This is a genomic window from Dysgonomonas gadei ATCC BAA-286, assembly GCF_000213555.1.
GTDB lineage: Bacteria > Bacteroidota > Bacteroidia > Bacteroidales > Dysgonomonadaceae > Dysgonomonas > Dysgonomonas gadei.
Genome location: NZ_GL891984.1, coordinates 200,548 through 215,360, shown reverse-complemented (window position 1 = coordinate 215,360; position 14,813 = coordinate 200,548). Strand labels below are relative to the sequence as shown.

Below are 14,813 nucleotides of genomic sequence, written 5' to 3'. Positions count from 1 at the left end.
GGGTCTGTTACGACCCCTTGTAATTCAATTTATCAAACCTGGTAGAATAATGAGAAACAGAAAACTAACGAGTATTTTATGCCTGCTTACAATTATCTGCAATCTGGGAATGGAAGCTCAGACAAAAGAAACATTCAGTGATCCACAGTCGAAACTGACGATAATTGGCAGAGGGAATTGCCGTATAGAGAACGGTGTATTCCTGTCTAAAGACGCATATGCCTGCTTTGGAGATCAAGAGATGAAAAACTATACGTTTACATTCAGGGCACGTGCGCCGAAAGATGCCGAACAGGTCCAAATATGGGCCGGATTCAGGGCATATAACCGCTTCGATCGTTATATATTGGGCGTAAAAGGTGGGCTGCAAGACGACATATACCTGAGCCGAATGGGCTATATGGGTACAGATGAATTACTTGACATACGGCCATTGGACTTCCACCCGGTTGTAGGTCAATGGTACGATTTCAAAATAGAAGTATGCGGAAACCGTATGCGTGTATTCATCAACAATGAAACCCTTCCGCGAATAGACGTAACAGACAAGAACGGAAATCTGGCTCCGGCAGGGCCTGTTACACTAGGTGGCGGATGGATCGAGACCGAATTTGACGATTTATCAATATCTGAACTTCCTGCTAATAGCCTGGACAAGATACCGGCCACAATATATGAAGTAAAAGCTAATATTCAGGATAAGGAAACTGAAAGAAAAAATTTACGGGCTACTTATCAGTCTGTCAAAATAGATAAGATCAATACAACACGCACAGAAATAGCACTAAACGGCAATTGGCTTTTTCTACCCGGATATGAATCAAAAAATGCAGAAAAAGAAGCTGATCCGAATATCTCGGACAATCAATGGCACACGATGAATGTACCTGATTTCTGGAATCCTATCCGCATATGGCTACATGGCGAAACTATGGGTAAATTTCCGAAAGGTGTATCAGATACATATTATCAACAGGAAACAGCACGTTGCGAAAACTATACTTTCGATTACAGGAAGACCAAAGCCGCATGGTATCGTCAATGGATAGAATTGCCGGCCGATGTGAATGGTAAGAATATGGAACTGGTATTCGATGCCATTTCTAAAATGGCCGATGTATATGTAAACGGAACTAAGGTCACATCAAATGTAGGTATGTTCGGAGAAATCAAAGCCGATGTTTCTTCGTTGCTAAAACCCGGGAAAAATCTCGTAGCGGTATATGTTACACGCGACTATATAAAAGATATAGAGGATGCCGATAAGATAGTGGATGTCGCGGTTACAGTCCCTGTTACCAACAAGATGCTGAAAGACATCGCTCACGGCTTTTACGGAGATGATCCGGCCGGAATATGGCAACCTGTTTCGCTCGTTATTTCCAATCCGGTGAGAATAGAAGATGTATTCATCAAATCCAACCTCAATGGAGCAACGTTCGAGATTACATTAAAAAACTACTCGGGTAAGAAAGCAATATTTAGTTTATCAACAGATATTACAGATCATAATACAGCAAATCTTTTCTATGGTCAGGAATCTTTAAATAAGATAGAACTCAATTCGGGCGAAGAAAGAGTAGTCAGCTATTCTATCAGTAACCTGAAGCCACGGTTATGGACACCACAGTCTCCGAATCTTTACGATTTCACATTCAGACTGACGGCTAATAACCAGACAATAGACAATACCACTGTCTTGTCAGGATTCCGCACATTCGAGTCCAAGAACGGATTATTGTACCTCAACGACAAACCGTACTGGCTGCGGGGAGGCAATCACACGCCGTTTGCACTGGCCCCTAACGACCTGAAGTTGGCAAACAGCTTTTATCAGATAATGAAAGCCGGAAATATAGACGTAACCCGTACTCATACTACTCCCTATAATAAACTCTGGATAGAGGCAGCGGATATAAACGGCATCGGCATTAGCCACGAAGGCACATGGCCATGGCTGATGATACAGCAGTCTATGCCCGACAGAGTACTCATAGATATGTGGGCTAAAGAATATCTCGGCTTGATCAAGAAGTACAGGAATCATCCTTCCATCCTGTTTTGGACAGTAAATAACGAAATGAAGTTTTATGACAATGAACCTGATCTCACAATACGAAAAGAAAAAATGAAGATCATTTCAGATGTTGTAAAACAAATGAGGAAAATAGACCCTACACGCCCGATCTGTTTCGACTCCAATTACCGAAGAAACATAACCAAACAAGGTAACGCTTTTTATGAAGGGATAGACGACGGGGACATAGACGACATACACTCATACATCAACTGGTATGATCACACGATATTCAAAGAATTTAATGGCGAGTTTCAAAAGAGGAACCGGAATGAAGGCCGCCCGCTAATCAGTCAGGAAATGTCTACCGGATATCCGAACAACGAAACAGGGCACCCTACTCGTTTCTATACACTTGTACATCAAAATCCACAAACATTAGTAGGATATCAGGCTTATGCCTATGGTAATCCGGAGGCATTTCTCGAAGTACAATCGTTTATTACAGGCGAACTGGCAGAAGCGCTGCGCCGCTCTAATGATAAAGCGGCAGGCATACTGCATTTTGCCTTGCTCACATGGTTCCGCAATGTATACAACGCAGAAACAATAGAGCCTTACCCTACTTATTATGCAATGAAAAGAGCCTTGCAGCCGGTATTGGTAAGTGCCGAATTATGGGGACGCAACTTTTATGCAGGAGAAAAGATTCCTTCCCAGATATATATTGTGAATGACAGAGAAAACGGCAAAGATCTGGAACCATCCTTATTATACTGGTCATTAGAGTCTGAAACCGGGAAAGTGTTGGCAAAAGGACAGGAAAAGGTAGTTGGGGTAGCACACTACGGACGGCAGATAATTACTCCTTCCATAAAAATACCGGACATCTTGCCTGCGCAAAAAATAAAAGCCAGACTAAAGCTAAGATTAACTGAGAGAGGCGTACAGGTTTCTGAAAACGAATATAAAATATTGCTCGCCGAGAAAAAGTGGAATACAATACAAACGGGTGATAAAAAGATTATACTGGTAGATTTTAGTGATATAAAACCGGCATTAGATCTTGCGGAAATAAATTATAACACAGCTACGTCTGTAGACGCTGCCTTGAAAACCAAAGCCGACCTGTACATATTTTCGGGGATAGATAATAAATGCAGTATGAATGAGATCAGGCAGATCAGGGAGTATGTTGCCAAAGGCGGGAAAATATTTATCTCAAATTCACCCGAAACCGCACAACAAATATATCCGGAATACATATCAGGTAATATGAAACCTACCGAAGGAGATATTGCAAATATGGAGATACCCGAATCACCTGTATTCGATGACATTGACCTACTCGAACTGAGATATTTCAACAACAATAAACGCGAGATTCCTACCATCTGCAATACCGTGCTGAAAGTAAACAGAAACGCGAATATAGAGGAATTAGCCAATCAGACCAAGATACACGGATACATAAACGGTGACATGACACAGCGCTCCGAGTATGTAAAAACCATAAAAGGGTATCCATTGCTGAAAATACATGACAACAAAGGTGAGGCAACCATATCAACCATGTCTCTGGAAAAAGCCGTAACCGATCCTGTTGCGGGCAAACTACTTACTAATATAATATACGATCTTCTCAAATAGACTAAATAGAGAGTATCTTATTCGTACCCTCATATATGGTTCTTAGTGCTATTCTAAGAACCATATATAGCGGGTAAGTTTATTTATATCCCTTTTTATATTCCTTATACAATAAAAACAGATGTGCCGCCGACCAGCTGAAATGCGAAGCTTTTAGCCGTTCTCCTGTATACACGTCATAGTTTTCATGTATCGGCGCATCGTCTTCCAAACCTTGCAAACGGTCAAAAACCTGCTGTGTATACATATCCGCCTCTTTTGCATATCCATACTTCCGTATGCCGGATATGGCAAAATAAACCTGATCGATCCAGATAGGTCCCCGCCAGTATCCCCTCGGCGCAAATTCAGGATTGTCTGCGGCAGCAGTAGGAAAAGGAATGTATGTGGAGAACTTTTTCGCATCGAACATGATTTTAATGGCTTCATCCGCCTGCTCTTTAGTTGCCAGTCCTGTCCATAGCGGAGTCCACCCTTCGGGACCGAATACTTTTATGAACGGTTTATTCAGTTTCTTATCAAAAAAGTACCCTGTTTCTTTATCGAAAAAATAATCCTGAATAAGGCTTTTACTGTCCGGCTCGTTAAAAGGAATATTCAAGATTGCGGCGAACTCTTTCAACAGCGAATATTCGTATTGCAGATAAGCATTCAGGTCGATGGATTCCTGATCCATACTCCATGCTTTCTCTCCGTTTTTCACCATTTTTGCATCATCGAAACGTATGGCGTTATCCATGCCGCTCTCCCACTTGGCAGCTTCTAAGGTTCCGTCGGTTGCTCCATATTCACAGATACCGTTCCGGTCGTGATCCCTGAATTTATACCACCATTGATGATACCTGAGTAGTTTCGGGTACATTTCAGCCACAAAAGAAGTGTCCTTATCGGCTTGGAATATTGCATTTACAGCCCAGGCAGCTAAAGGAGGTTTCGTATCACGGTAATTATTCTCCGCAGGATCAGTATAGATACAATCTGCAATCATCCCGGCATCGTCCTGATAATCGAACATCGCCCGTATCTGGTCTTTTGCCAGAGCCGGATCGAGATACGACAGGGCAACAGCATGCTTCCATGAATCCCATGCCCAGAATCCGACAAAGTAGTTCATCGCATGCGAGGGTACAATACCTGCGTGCAGCAATGCCCCTTTGGGACTGCGCCAGTTACTCATAAGCGTCATGATGCTTTTTACCATTATCCGGTTATTCTTATCCGGCATATCTTCTCGAAGATTCTGCCCGATATAATGATTCCAGCATATATTGCGTTCTTCGGCTCTAGTATCGGAATTAGCTAAAATATCAACTATTTCCCCGTTCTTTTTTAAGAAATCCTCTTTTGTATTGAAATATGAAATCACAATATCGAATTGCTTACCCATATCTTTCGATGTAGCAATATAACGGCCAGCCGATAGTTCCAACAGAATATCTTCAGGAAAACTAATCATTATTATTTCTCCGTTTTTTAAAGACGCCGTAATCCCGTGCGATTCTTTATTCCATATCAGACTGTCATTCAGGTATCCCTCTGTCACGAAATAAACTTCATTATCCGATTTACACCTCAGGAGAGCATGATTAGCTGTTATGAAAACCAGCTCCTGCCGGATGCTTTGCTTATCGCCTGACAGGTTCAGAGTCAATTTGCCCGGATAATAGATTGCCGTATCTTGCCTTAATGCAATAGATGTGCTTTTTTCATCCAGAACCGAAACTTCACAAATAGAATTACTGATCCACTTGCGATGGTCTAAATCGACAGGGCCGCAAAATCCACTGCTACCAGCTTCTTTATCAGGTATAGAGAAACCCATCCATGAGCCTTGGTCAGTAAAATAGCCCTGTCCCTGCCGGACTTTTCCCTGTGGGGTATGAACCACATTAAGTAGATTGGGAAAGTTGAGGGTTAAATCTTCTTTCTGAAGTTCCGCTTTGTCTCCGGCCTTACAGGAACATAAAAGCATTCCTGTAACAACAGCCAGAAGCATAAATATTTTTGATCTGTTCATTTCGCTCTTTTAATATTGTTTACCGGTCTCTACAAGGTTTGTGTCTTTATCTACCGGAATAATAGTGAATCCGTACGACATGTTTTCCGGGGTAATCGTATATTCAGGGTGAGTCTGGGCTCCCCAAGTATTATCCCCGCCTACGCCCATCTGCATATAGTCTATATTCACCCATACCATATCCTGCTTTCTTACACTGCCGCCATGCTTGCGCTCTACATTGAAAGGTATATACATTAGGTCTTTCATCGGAAAATTCCATGCACTTATACTCAGAGGCTGTTTACCTTTTATCAATAGCCCGTCTCCGGTTGCATTTTGCAGGCTAAACCACCGGACATCGGATTTATTTGCAGTTTCCTGCGGACGTATATACGGGTGGGACTGGCTCCAAACATCACTTTTATACAAATCGACCATAGCTGATGTTTTCCTGTCCCAATAATTTTCATGAGGTCCGCGGCCGAACCATGTCATCTGGTCATATTCACCTTGCAGTACCATATATAAGCCTACTTTCGGTATTTCGGGCAAAGCGATATCTCCTGTCGTCAGCTTGTAATCCGTTTCGATAGTACCATCCGGGCAAATCATATAACTGATGCCAATCTTACAATTTTGTTTTCCCAGATTATAGGCAACCTTTATGAGTGTATTATTACCTGACTTCTCACTTGTCAGGTTTTCTAATGTCATTTCCCCGGTTGCTTCCTTCCATGTCAGGCTACGTGTACCCAATCCGTTAGCAACGTCATTATCGGTCAGCGGTCGCCAGAAATTCGGAGTAATACCCGTTTGCAGCAGCTCTTTACCATTTCTCCTGAGTGAATACAATTGTCCGTTTTCCTTTGAGAATGAGACCTCGAAAGCATTACCCGACACAACAATATGGTCGGCATATTCAGTTGATTGGGTATTACCCTGTACCCTATTCTTTACAATATCTTTATTACCCACAGACAGAGGAAACTGTTCATATGCCTGTAAGTGTCCTTTAGGTATAAATGGATGGCTACCCCTATAGTAAGCATTAAGATGCAGAAAATATTCAGTGTTATCCCTGACGGAAAAATCGGGAATATCGAGTGTAATATTTCTCGATTGATGCGCATTTAATCCTTGTACATCAAAATTTTTACGGGCTATAATTTCTCCGTCTGCTTTCACCTGCCATTCGAAATCGAAGTCATCCAGATTTATAAAATCGAATTTATTGGTAATACGGACTACATTATTTGTAAACGGAACAGATTCGAAACGTACAGGTTGATATACTTTTTTCACTTCCCATATATGCGGGCGAAGCTTCCTATCCGCCAAGACCAATCCATTGGCACAGAAGTTGGAGTCGTTGGGGATGCCGACGAATCCCATATCTCCTCCATATCCCCAGATATCATTACCGGCCTTGTCTTTGATAGGGAAAGTCTGGTCTACCCAATCCCAGATAAATCCGCCTTGCAACTGGTCGTGCTCATCTATAAGATCCCAGTAATCCTTCAGATTACCGACACTGTTTCCCATTGCATGTGCATATTCGCAGAGTATCAACGGGCGGCTCTGACGTTGATTAACATGCTCTCTCAATTGCCAGATGCGTGCATACATCGGACAATAAATATCCGAAAGGCCTGTCTTACGCGCACCTTCGTATTGTACAGGACGCGAAGCATCGAACTTTTTCAGCCAGTGATATACCGTTTCGAAATGTTCACCGTATCCGGATTCATTTCCCAGCGACCATGTGACGATACTGGTATAATTACGATCGCGCAGCGCCATTCGTTCCACCCGTTCCTGAAACGGTACGATCCAGTCAGGAAAGTTTGCCAGCGTCCGGGCTTCCGTTGCTTCCATACCATGAGACTCTATATTAGCCTCATCTACAAGATATAAGCCATATTCGTCGCATAATTCGTACCAGCGCTCTATATTCGGATAATGGCTACAACGCACGGCATTGATATTGAATTGCTTCATTAACCTGATATCTTCTATCATGCTGCTCTCCGTGATGGTACGGCCTGTTTTCGGCTCGAACTCATGGCGGTTTACCCCCTTAATCGTAACAGGTACACCATTGACCATAAAGAGTCCGTTCTTCATTTCCACTGTACGGAAGCCGAAACGATGGGAAAAAGCTTCTGAAACTTTTCCTCCTTTGTCCAATGTGGAAACAGTCAGGGTATAGAGGTCAGGAGCCTCCGCACTCCATGGTTTCACTGCTGTAAATATATTCTCCATGCTGATCGCGTTACCCGTTTTATCCGACAATTTTTTAGTTGTAGAATAAATGATTTTTCCGTTTTCAGCAACTTCTATTTGCAGCGAAGAATTGATAAAAGAAGTATTCTTATCCATCTCTATATTGAGTCTGAATAAGCCGTCTTTATAGCCATTGACCAAATCGGCTTTCAACTCAAAGTCCTGAATTCTTACTTTAGGACGGGCAAGAAGAGACACGCTACGTTCTATACCGCTATACCGCCAGTAATCCTGCCCTTCGAGATAAGACCCGTCGCTGTATCTGTACACTTCTACCGCGATGTCGTTAGTTCCGGCCTGCAGATAATCATTGACAAGGAATTCGGCCGGGAGCCGGCTATCTTCACTGTATCCTACATAATGTCCGTTTATCCAGCAGTAAAAAGCGGATTCAACCCCTCCAAAGTGCAGGATTATATCCATTCCTTTCCAATGCGCAGGGAGTGTAAATGTGTGTTTGTACGAACCTACCGGATTGTAATCGTGCGGAACATAAGGAGGATTTGCGGGGAACGGATAAGCCACATCCGTATAGATGGGCGAATCGAAGCCCTGTAGTTCCCAACTTCCGGGCACCGTAATTTTACTCCATTCCCTTACATCAAAATCCTTTTGATAGAAAGCGGCCGGACGCGAAGCCGGATTTTTTGCATAATGGAAATCCCATGTGCCATCGAGGGATAATTCTCTGTCGCTTACCTGTTGTTTTATTGCAGCTTCTTTAGTCGAATGTGGCCTGAAAAAAGCATGCATAGGCAAACGGTTGACCTGATTGACCAATGGATTTTCCCACTCTTTGGGTTGTTGTTGAGCCAGACTGTATTGTAAAAATAGAAACAGCCCGATTAAAAGATTTATTTTTTTCATAATGATTTAGGTCGCAGACCTATTTATTACGTTGTTAAATTCAAATACAACAAGAAGTTAAACTGAAACAGCATATCATTAAATCCCTATTATACTTATTTACAAATAGCAAAAGAAAGTAACAAGGAACGGGACGGTAAGATCGAGTGTAATTCCATGAAATATGGCGATTATTACAAATTCCGGCCCGGAATATTTAGTAATGATGGGAAGTGTAGTATCCATTGTCGTCGCTCCGCCGGATGAGATAGGCGCCAATTTTCCGAAATAAGTAACAAGCAACGGCGCCGCGAGCAGTGTAAACAGTTCCCTTATAATATTTGAGACTAAAGCGATTGTACCTAATTCAGCCCCCTTATATTGAGTAATAAAAATACTGGATAACGAGTAATACCCGAATCCCGAACCTACTGCCATACATTCGAAAATGCTCCAGCGGGGAATAAACATACCGACGATTGCACATCCCGCCAAAGTGCCGACCAGTGTAGCCGCTGGTACGAGTATCACCTTATGCTTATTATTTTTGAGAGCGGATAATGCTTTCTTATCATATCCTATATTAATACCAACCAGAAACATAAGGCCATAAAGGATATACACGCTTAAATCGTTATCAAGAACGACCTGAGGCAATATACCCATATATGAAGCAAGGGCTCCGGCTATAAAAAACGCAAGGATTATCAGACTACCTTTCATATTTATTCTTTCCCTTTTACAAAGAATTTTTTATAGACAAACCATGCCAGCAAGATGCTGCCTGCAATGGCTCCCATCGTGATGATGAGAGCCTGCAAGCCAATTGTTGTCAGATTGTTTACTATCTTTTCATTATGTCCTACCGATATCCCCAGAAAAAAAAGGAGCAGGAATATGAAACAGGTTATCAGTTTCCCGATTATTTTTATATCCGGGATGCGGCGCAGAAAGTATCCGGCACCTATTCCTAAAAGCATAATGGCAAAGACTGTAAGCATAATTAAGTAATGAATTGAAAAGAGTTTATTAATTTATTTGGTCGTTCGATTTTATTTCCAACAAAGGTATAGGGTAAAAATTATTTTTGTCGGAAGAAAAACCCGTCCGGCCAACAGCGGTCAAAGCTTCCTTAGCCTTACCCCAACGGCGCATATCATAGAAACGTGTGTTTTCGAGAGCAAATTCCAGTATCCGTTCATGCTCGATCTGTTTCTTCACAAAGTCCTGATTCGAGTCAGCAGGAATCTCCGGCATATCCGCCCTGTCCCTTACCTGATTGATAAGCGGTATGGCTTCCGGCGTTTTTCCCTGTTCGTTCAGGCTTTCGGCAAGCAGCAGCAATACATCCGCATAACGCATCAGAGGCAGATTGACCGCTGTCCTCGATTTATTCAGGTCTTCCAGAGTCGCAGGAAGATATTTTCTAAAACAGGCTTTTTGTGAAGTAGCCCCGAATAATTCATTATAGGTATAACCGTACACCTTCTTGTCTGTCACATCATTGAAATATGAATCGTTAAAAAAGACGGTTTGGTATAGCCGGGAGTCGTACAGGCCTGTAGTGGCTGTCTTTCCTTCTTTTTTATATTCATCGATAAGTATCTGGTTAGGAAATATTTCGTCCCATCCTCCCAGTTCCCCGGTCGATATCCATTTGTGCAATGCAGTCCTGTATGCCGCACCATTAGCAGTATTTTCTGTAAACTGTAATTCAAAAATTGATTCTTTGGAATTTTTATTTGTCCCATTAAACATAGACAGGAAATTCTTTTCCAATTCATAGCCTTTCACCTTTTTAAAGGCAGCTTCGGCCTTAGCCAGATATTCAACTTTCTTACCTGTGTCTTCATAAGCCCGGGTAAGGAGCGAATATCCCATGTACGCATAGGCTGCTCCCTGTGTGGCACGTCCGGTACGTTCAGGTGTTTGTTTCTGAGGCAAACCCGTAGCCGCTTCGAATTCAGCGATTATAAAATCCCATGCAGCGCCCCTGTCTGACAATGGCTTGCTGATCTGCCCTTCACTCGTAATATATTCGTTACGGATAATTATTCTCTCCCAGTTAAGCAAAAGTTTCATGTGGTAATATCCTCTTAAGAAGTGAGCTTCGGCCAGGATTTGTTTTTTATACGTTTCATCCATATTGATAGAAGGAACTTTTTCCAGCACCTGATTAGCATAAGATATCCCCTGATAGTGAATTTCCCAATATTTGTAAAACTGGCTGTTGCCATTCGTATAAGTGAAATTGAATAACTCTACCCAGGTAGGATAATTGAGTGCATCACTTCCGATATTGCACACGTCCTCCCTGTAAGCCTCTACGGGAAATTTTACTTCAGCAAATTCCCAAGTTTCAGTCGCACATTCCAGTTTTGAATAAACTGCCGCAAGCCCTGCTTCCGCATCAGTTTGGCTGCGCCAGAAGTTACCTGAAGTAAGTTCATCCGGAGAGACCACATCGAGCCTGTCATCACAAGACGATACAAAAAGTCCTGTAAGTACCAGACAAAGTATAATATATAGATTTTTTTTCATGTCGATAAAATTTATAAATTCAACAAGCCTCATTTAAAATGTATACTGGATACCCAGTACATATGAACGTGTGAAAGGGAATATATAACGGTCTACCCCTGTATTTAATACACCTGAAGGTGCGAATTCAGGATCAATCCCTTTATACTTAGTCCATGTAAACAGGTTTTCGCCACTGATATATATCCTCAGATTTTCGGATTTCATCTTCGCAAGTAATGACTTAGGCAATGAGTATCCGATCTGTATCTGACGCAAGCGGATAAAATCGCCGGACTCAAGAAAACGATCCGATTCACGGGTATTTCCGTTAGGGTCCTGTAAGACTGCGCGAGGTACGCTGGTATTCGTATTTTCCGGTGTCCATGAATCCAGAGTGGATGCAAGGAAATTTGATCCTGAGTTCATGCCCTCGTAAAAATATCTGTTGGCATTGTATAACTTGTGTCCCCAACCGCTACCGATAAGAGCACTGAAATCAAAACCTTTGAACGATGCCCCTAAAGTTAGGTTTATTTCTGCTTTCGGAAGACCTGTTCCGGAATATACCTTGTCGTTATCGTCAATTACACCGTCGCCGTTTGTATCTGCAAAGCGGATATCACCGGGTTTTGCATTTTCCTGCAACAATTCTCCCTTATCGTTTCTGTGAGCATTAACTTCAGCTTCTGTCTGGAAAATACCGTCTGTCTTGTAGAGGAAGAATGCCCCAATAGGATATCCCACCCTCGTCTGATTCGGGAAATGCTCCGTATCAAATTTCAGTCCGGTTCCCAATAGTATCTGGTCTTCATCGGCCAGTGCAACCATTTTGTTTTTCAGCAGGGAAACATTAAATCCTACATTATATTTAAAATCTCCTGAATTTTCCGCATAGGTAAATTCAAATTCCAGTCCGGTATTACGCATTTTTCCTACATTGAGTGTCGGATTCTCCAATCCGGCAGAAGGTGCAAGTCTTTTAGTTATCAGCAAATCCTCTGTAGTATTGTTGAAATAATTTATCGTACCCGTAATTTTATTGTTCAGAAATCCGTAATCCAGTCCGATATTTTTGGATACTGTGGTTTCCCATTGCAGTTTTTTGTTCTCCAGTCCCATTGCTATACTTCCGGGCCAAGGGTTATTGCCATCACCCTGTACATATCCCATATAGAGACTGTTATAAGTGCTTATCAATGCCTGATGGGCATAATATCCCAGAGCTACCTCATTTCCCAGTTTACCCCAACTTGCTCTCAGTTTCAGGTTCGAAACCGGAGTATTTTCAGGGAAGAATGCTTCCTCGGTGATTCGCCATCCTAAAGCCAGTGACGGGAAATTGCCGAAACGACTGTCTTCTCCGAACTTGGATGAACCGTCGCGACGGAATGTAAACTGCAACAGATAACGATTATCGAATGAATAGTTTACACGTCCGAAGTAAGACATGCGATTATATTTGTATTTGGAGCCATCAGCACTGTATGTACCACCTTTTCCGGCTCCTATAGTCATAAAGAACGGATCAAGAAAGCCTCCCGGTAGCGCACTGGTTTTAATAGTCCCGTTTTCTATAGAATAAACTGTATTTTTACCTTCTGCGCCGACACTGTTCCAGTTGTACGACTGCAAATCCAGAGATGTTCCCAGCATCGCATTTACCGAGTGCTTATTAAAGGTAGCATTATAGTTCAACAGGTTATCAAACACCTGTTCCTCCCAATAACTTCTGTTTTCCTCATAATATGTATATTCATAAGGATTTTTAAAATCGGAAGTGAAAGGCGGGTTATGATAATATGACTGAGTATTATTACCCCTGTATGAATAGCTGGTTTTGAAGGTCAAGCCTTTCATTATATCCACTCCTACAGCAATATTCCCGGCAACCTCCTGGCTCTTCGTCCAGCTTCTGATATAGTGATCATTTGCCATTACATTCACATTGTTTGGAATATCACCCCAGTTTGTAAGGGCAAAACCGTCTTTTTCATTCTCGTCATATACACCCACCAGAGGCGAAATCATATACACTTCCTTCAAACTGAAATTCGGGGTTTTCCTCTTCTTTCCGGTAAAAGCCAGATTGCCATCAATGGTGAATATATTTTTCTTAGTGCTGATTTTCATTCTGGCATTCTGCTGCATAAGGTTATTGGATAGAACGATCCCTTTTTCTTCTGTGAGATTACCTGATAATGCGTAACGTGTGTCTCCCTGTCCACCGCGCACAGCGATACTCTGAGTAGAGGAAAGACCAGTTCTGAAAACCTCATCCTGCCAATTGGTATTGTTTGCACCCGGATTTGTAAGATAAGCCGGAAGGTCAACAGGTGCTGAAGCATGTTTGTTATATTCATCATACATTCGCTTGTGCACAGTAAGGTAGCCGTTTGCATCAAGCATTTTTAGTCTCTTGGCTGTTTCCGTAATACTTACATAAGAATTTATATCCACCTGAATTTTTCCCTGCTTACCGTTTTTGGTCGTCACTATGACTACCCCATTGGCTGCTACGGAGCCATAGATAGCCGCAGCGGCCGCATCTTTGAGGATTTCCATCGATGCTATATCGTTTGGATTAACAGTGGATATATCGCCCGGAAATCCGTCGATAACATAAAGAGGCTCATTGCTTCCGAATGTATTGACCCCTCTGATTTTCACAGCAGCTCCCGCTCCGGCCAGTCCGCTGTTTTTCTGGATATTAACACCGGCAACGACTCCTTGCAATGCTTCTACAGGATTGCTTGTCGCCTTTGTTGCTATATCTTTTGTGTCGACAGAAGCCAGAGACCCTGTCAAATCGCTCTTTTTCAATGTACCATAACCGATAACAACTACTTCGTCCAGAATTTTATTATCTTCTTTCAGCCGGATATCAAATGAAGTCTGGTTTCCTATTCTGATTTCTTGTTTTTCGAAGCCTACATATGATATGAGCAATGTTTCGCCGGATGATGCGTCGATATCGAAATTACCGTCTACATCGGTGGTAGTACCTCTGGTTGTGCCTTTGATAACAACGCTTACTCCGATTACAGGTTCATTAAGATCATCGACAATATTTCCCCTTATCTTTTTCTGAGGCTGCGTTTGTTGAGGTGTTATACTTCCGGCTTTAGTCAGAATTATTTTATTTGACGATATTTCGTAACTGATAGCCTGATTTTTGAGGGCGCTGACGAGCAGCGAATTTATGTCTGCATTTTTTTCGTTTACAGATATACGTTTGCTGTCATCTATGTCGACATTACTATACATGAATGAATACCCCAGCTTTTTCTCTATCGTAGAAAAAAACTCCTTTAAGGTTATATTGTTCAGGGTAAGGTCTATTTTTTCTTTGCTCTGAGGAAAAACCGCCAGTGAAAAGCAAACAAAGAACAGAACGCAAAGTGAAAGTGTTTTTCTTTGCATAGCAAAACTTATTTATATTGTTAATAATTAATATATTAAGAAATAGAGTTGATGTCTATTCCGGAATCATAAAGA

General features: G+C 42.0%; 7 protein-coding genes. 1 reads left to right on the top strand and 6 read right to left on the bottom strand.

The genetic code is table 11. The annotated features are described in order from the left end of the window. Positions 1 to 49: 49 nt before the first annotated feature. The gene (locus HMPREF9455_RS12270) at positions 50 to 3,667 is read left to right on the top strand and encodes a glycoside hydrolase family 2 (protein ID WP_006800022.1); all 3,618 of its coding nucleotides are present in this window, start codon (positions 50 to 52) and stop codon (positions 3,665 to 3,667) included. Positions 3,668 to 3,746: 79 nt separating this feature from the next. On the opposite strand, the gene HMPREF9455_RS12265 is transcribed toward HMPREF9455_RS12270, so the two are convergent. The 6 genes from HMPREF9455_RS12265 to HMPREF9455_RS12240 all read right to left on the bottom strand — a co-directional run bounded on the left by HMPREF9455_RS12265 (position 3,747) and on the right by HMPREF9455_RS12240 (position 14,738). Continuing rightward, complete coding sequence (locus tag HMPREF9455_RS12265; RefSeq protein WP_006800021.1) at positions 3,747 to 5,684, bottom strand: MGH1-like glycoside hydrolase domain-containing protein; 1,938 nt, start codon at positions 5,682 to 5,684, stop codon at positions 3,747 to 3,749. Between the two features lie 9 nt (positions 5,685 to 5,693). Beyond that, entirely contained in the window at positions 5,694 to 8,816 is a 3,123-nt protein-coding gene (gene lacZ, locus HMPREF9455_RS12260) for a beta-galactosidase, LacZ type (RefSeq protein WP_006800020.1), read from the bottom strand. Between the two features lie 99 nt (positions 8,817 to 8,915). Further along, positions 8,916 to 9,518: a LysO family transporter gene (locus HMPREF9455_RS12255; RefSeq protein ID WP_006800019.1), complete on the bottom strand. Its 603-nt coding sequence runs from the start codon at positions 9,516 to 9,518 to the stop codon at positions 8,916 to 8,918. A gap of 2 nt (positions 9,519 to 9,520) precedes the next feature. Beyond that, a complete protein-coding gene (locus HMPREF9455_RS12250) occupies positions 9,521 to 9,796 on the bottom strand; it encodes a LysO family transporter (protein ID WP_006800018.1) in 276 nt (91 codons plus the stop codon). Between the two features lie 28 nt (positions 9,797 to 9,824). Beyond that, positions 9,825 to 11,336 (bottom strand): RagB/SusD family nutrient uptake outer membrane protein, encoded by a 1,512-nt coding sequence (locus HMPREF9455_RS12245; RefSeq protein ID WP_006800017.1) that lies wholly within the window; start codon positions 11,334 to 11,336, stop codon positions 9,825 to 9,827. 33 nt (positions 11,337 to 11,369) lie between these two features. Next, positions 11,370 to 14,738 (bottom strand): TonB-dependent receptor, encoded by a 3,369-nt coding sequence (locus tag HMPREF9455_RS12240; protein ID WP_006800016.1) that lies wholly within the window; start codon positions 14,736 to 14,738, stop codon positions 11,370 to 11,372. Positions 14,739 to 14,813 lie beyond the last annotated feature (75 nt).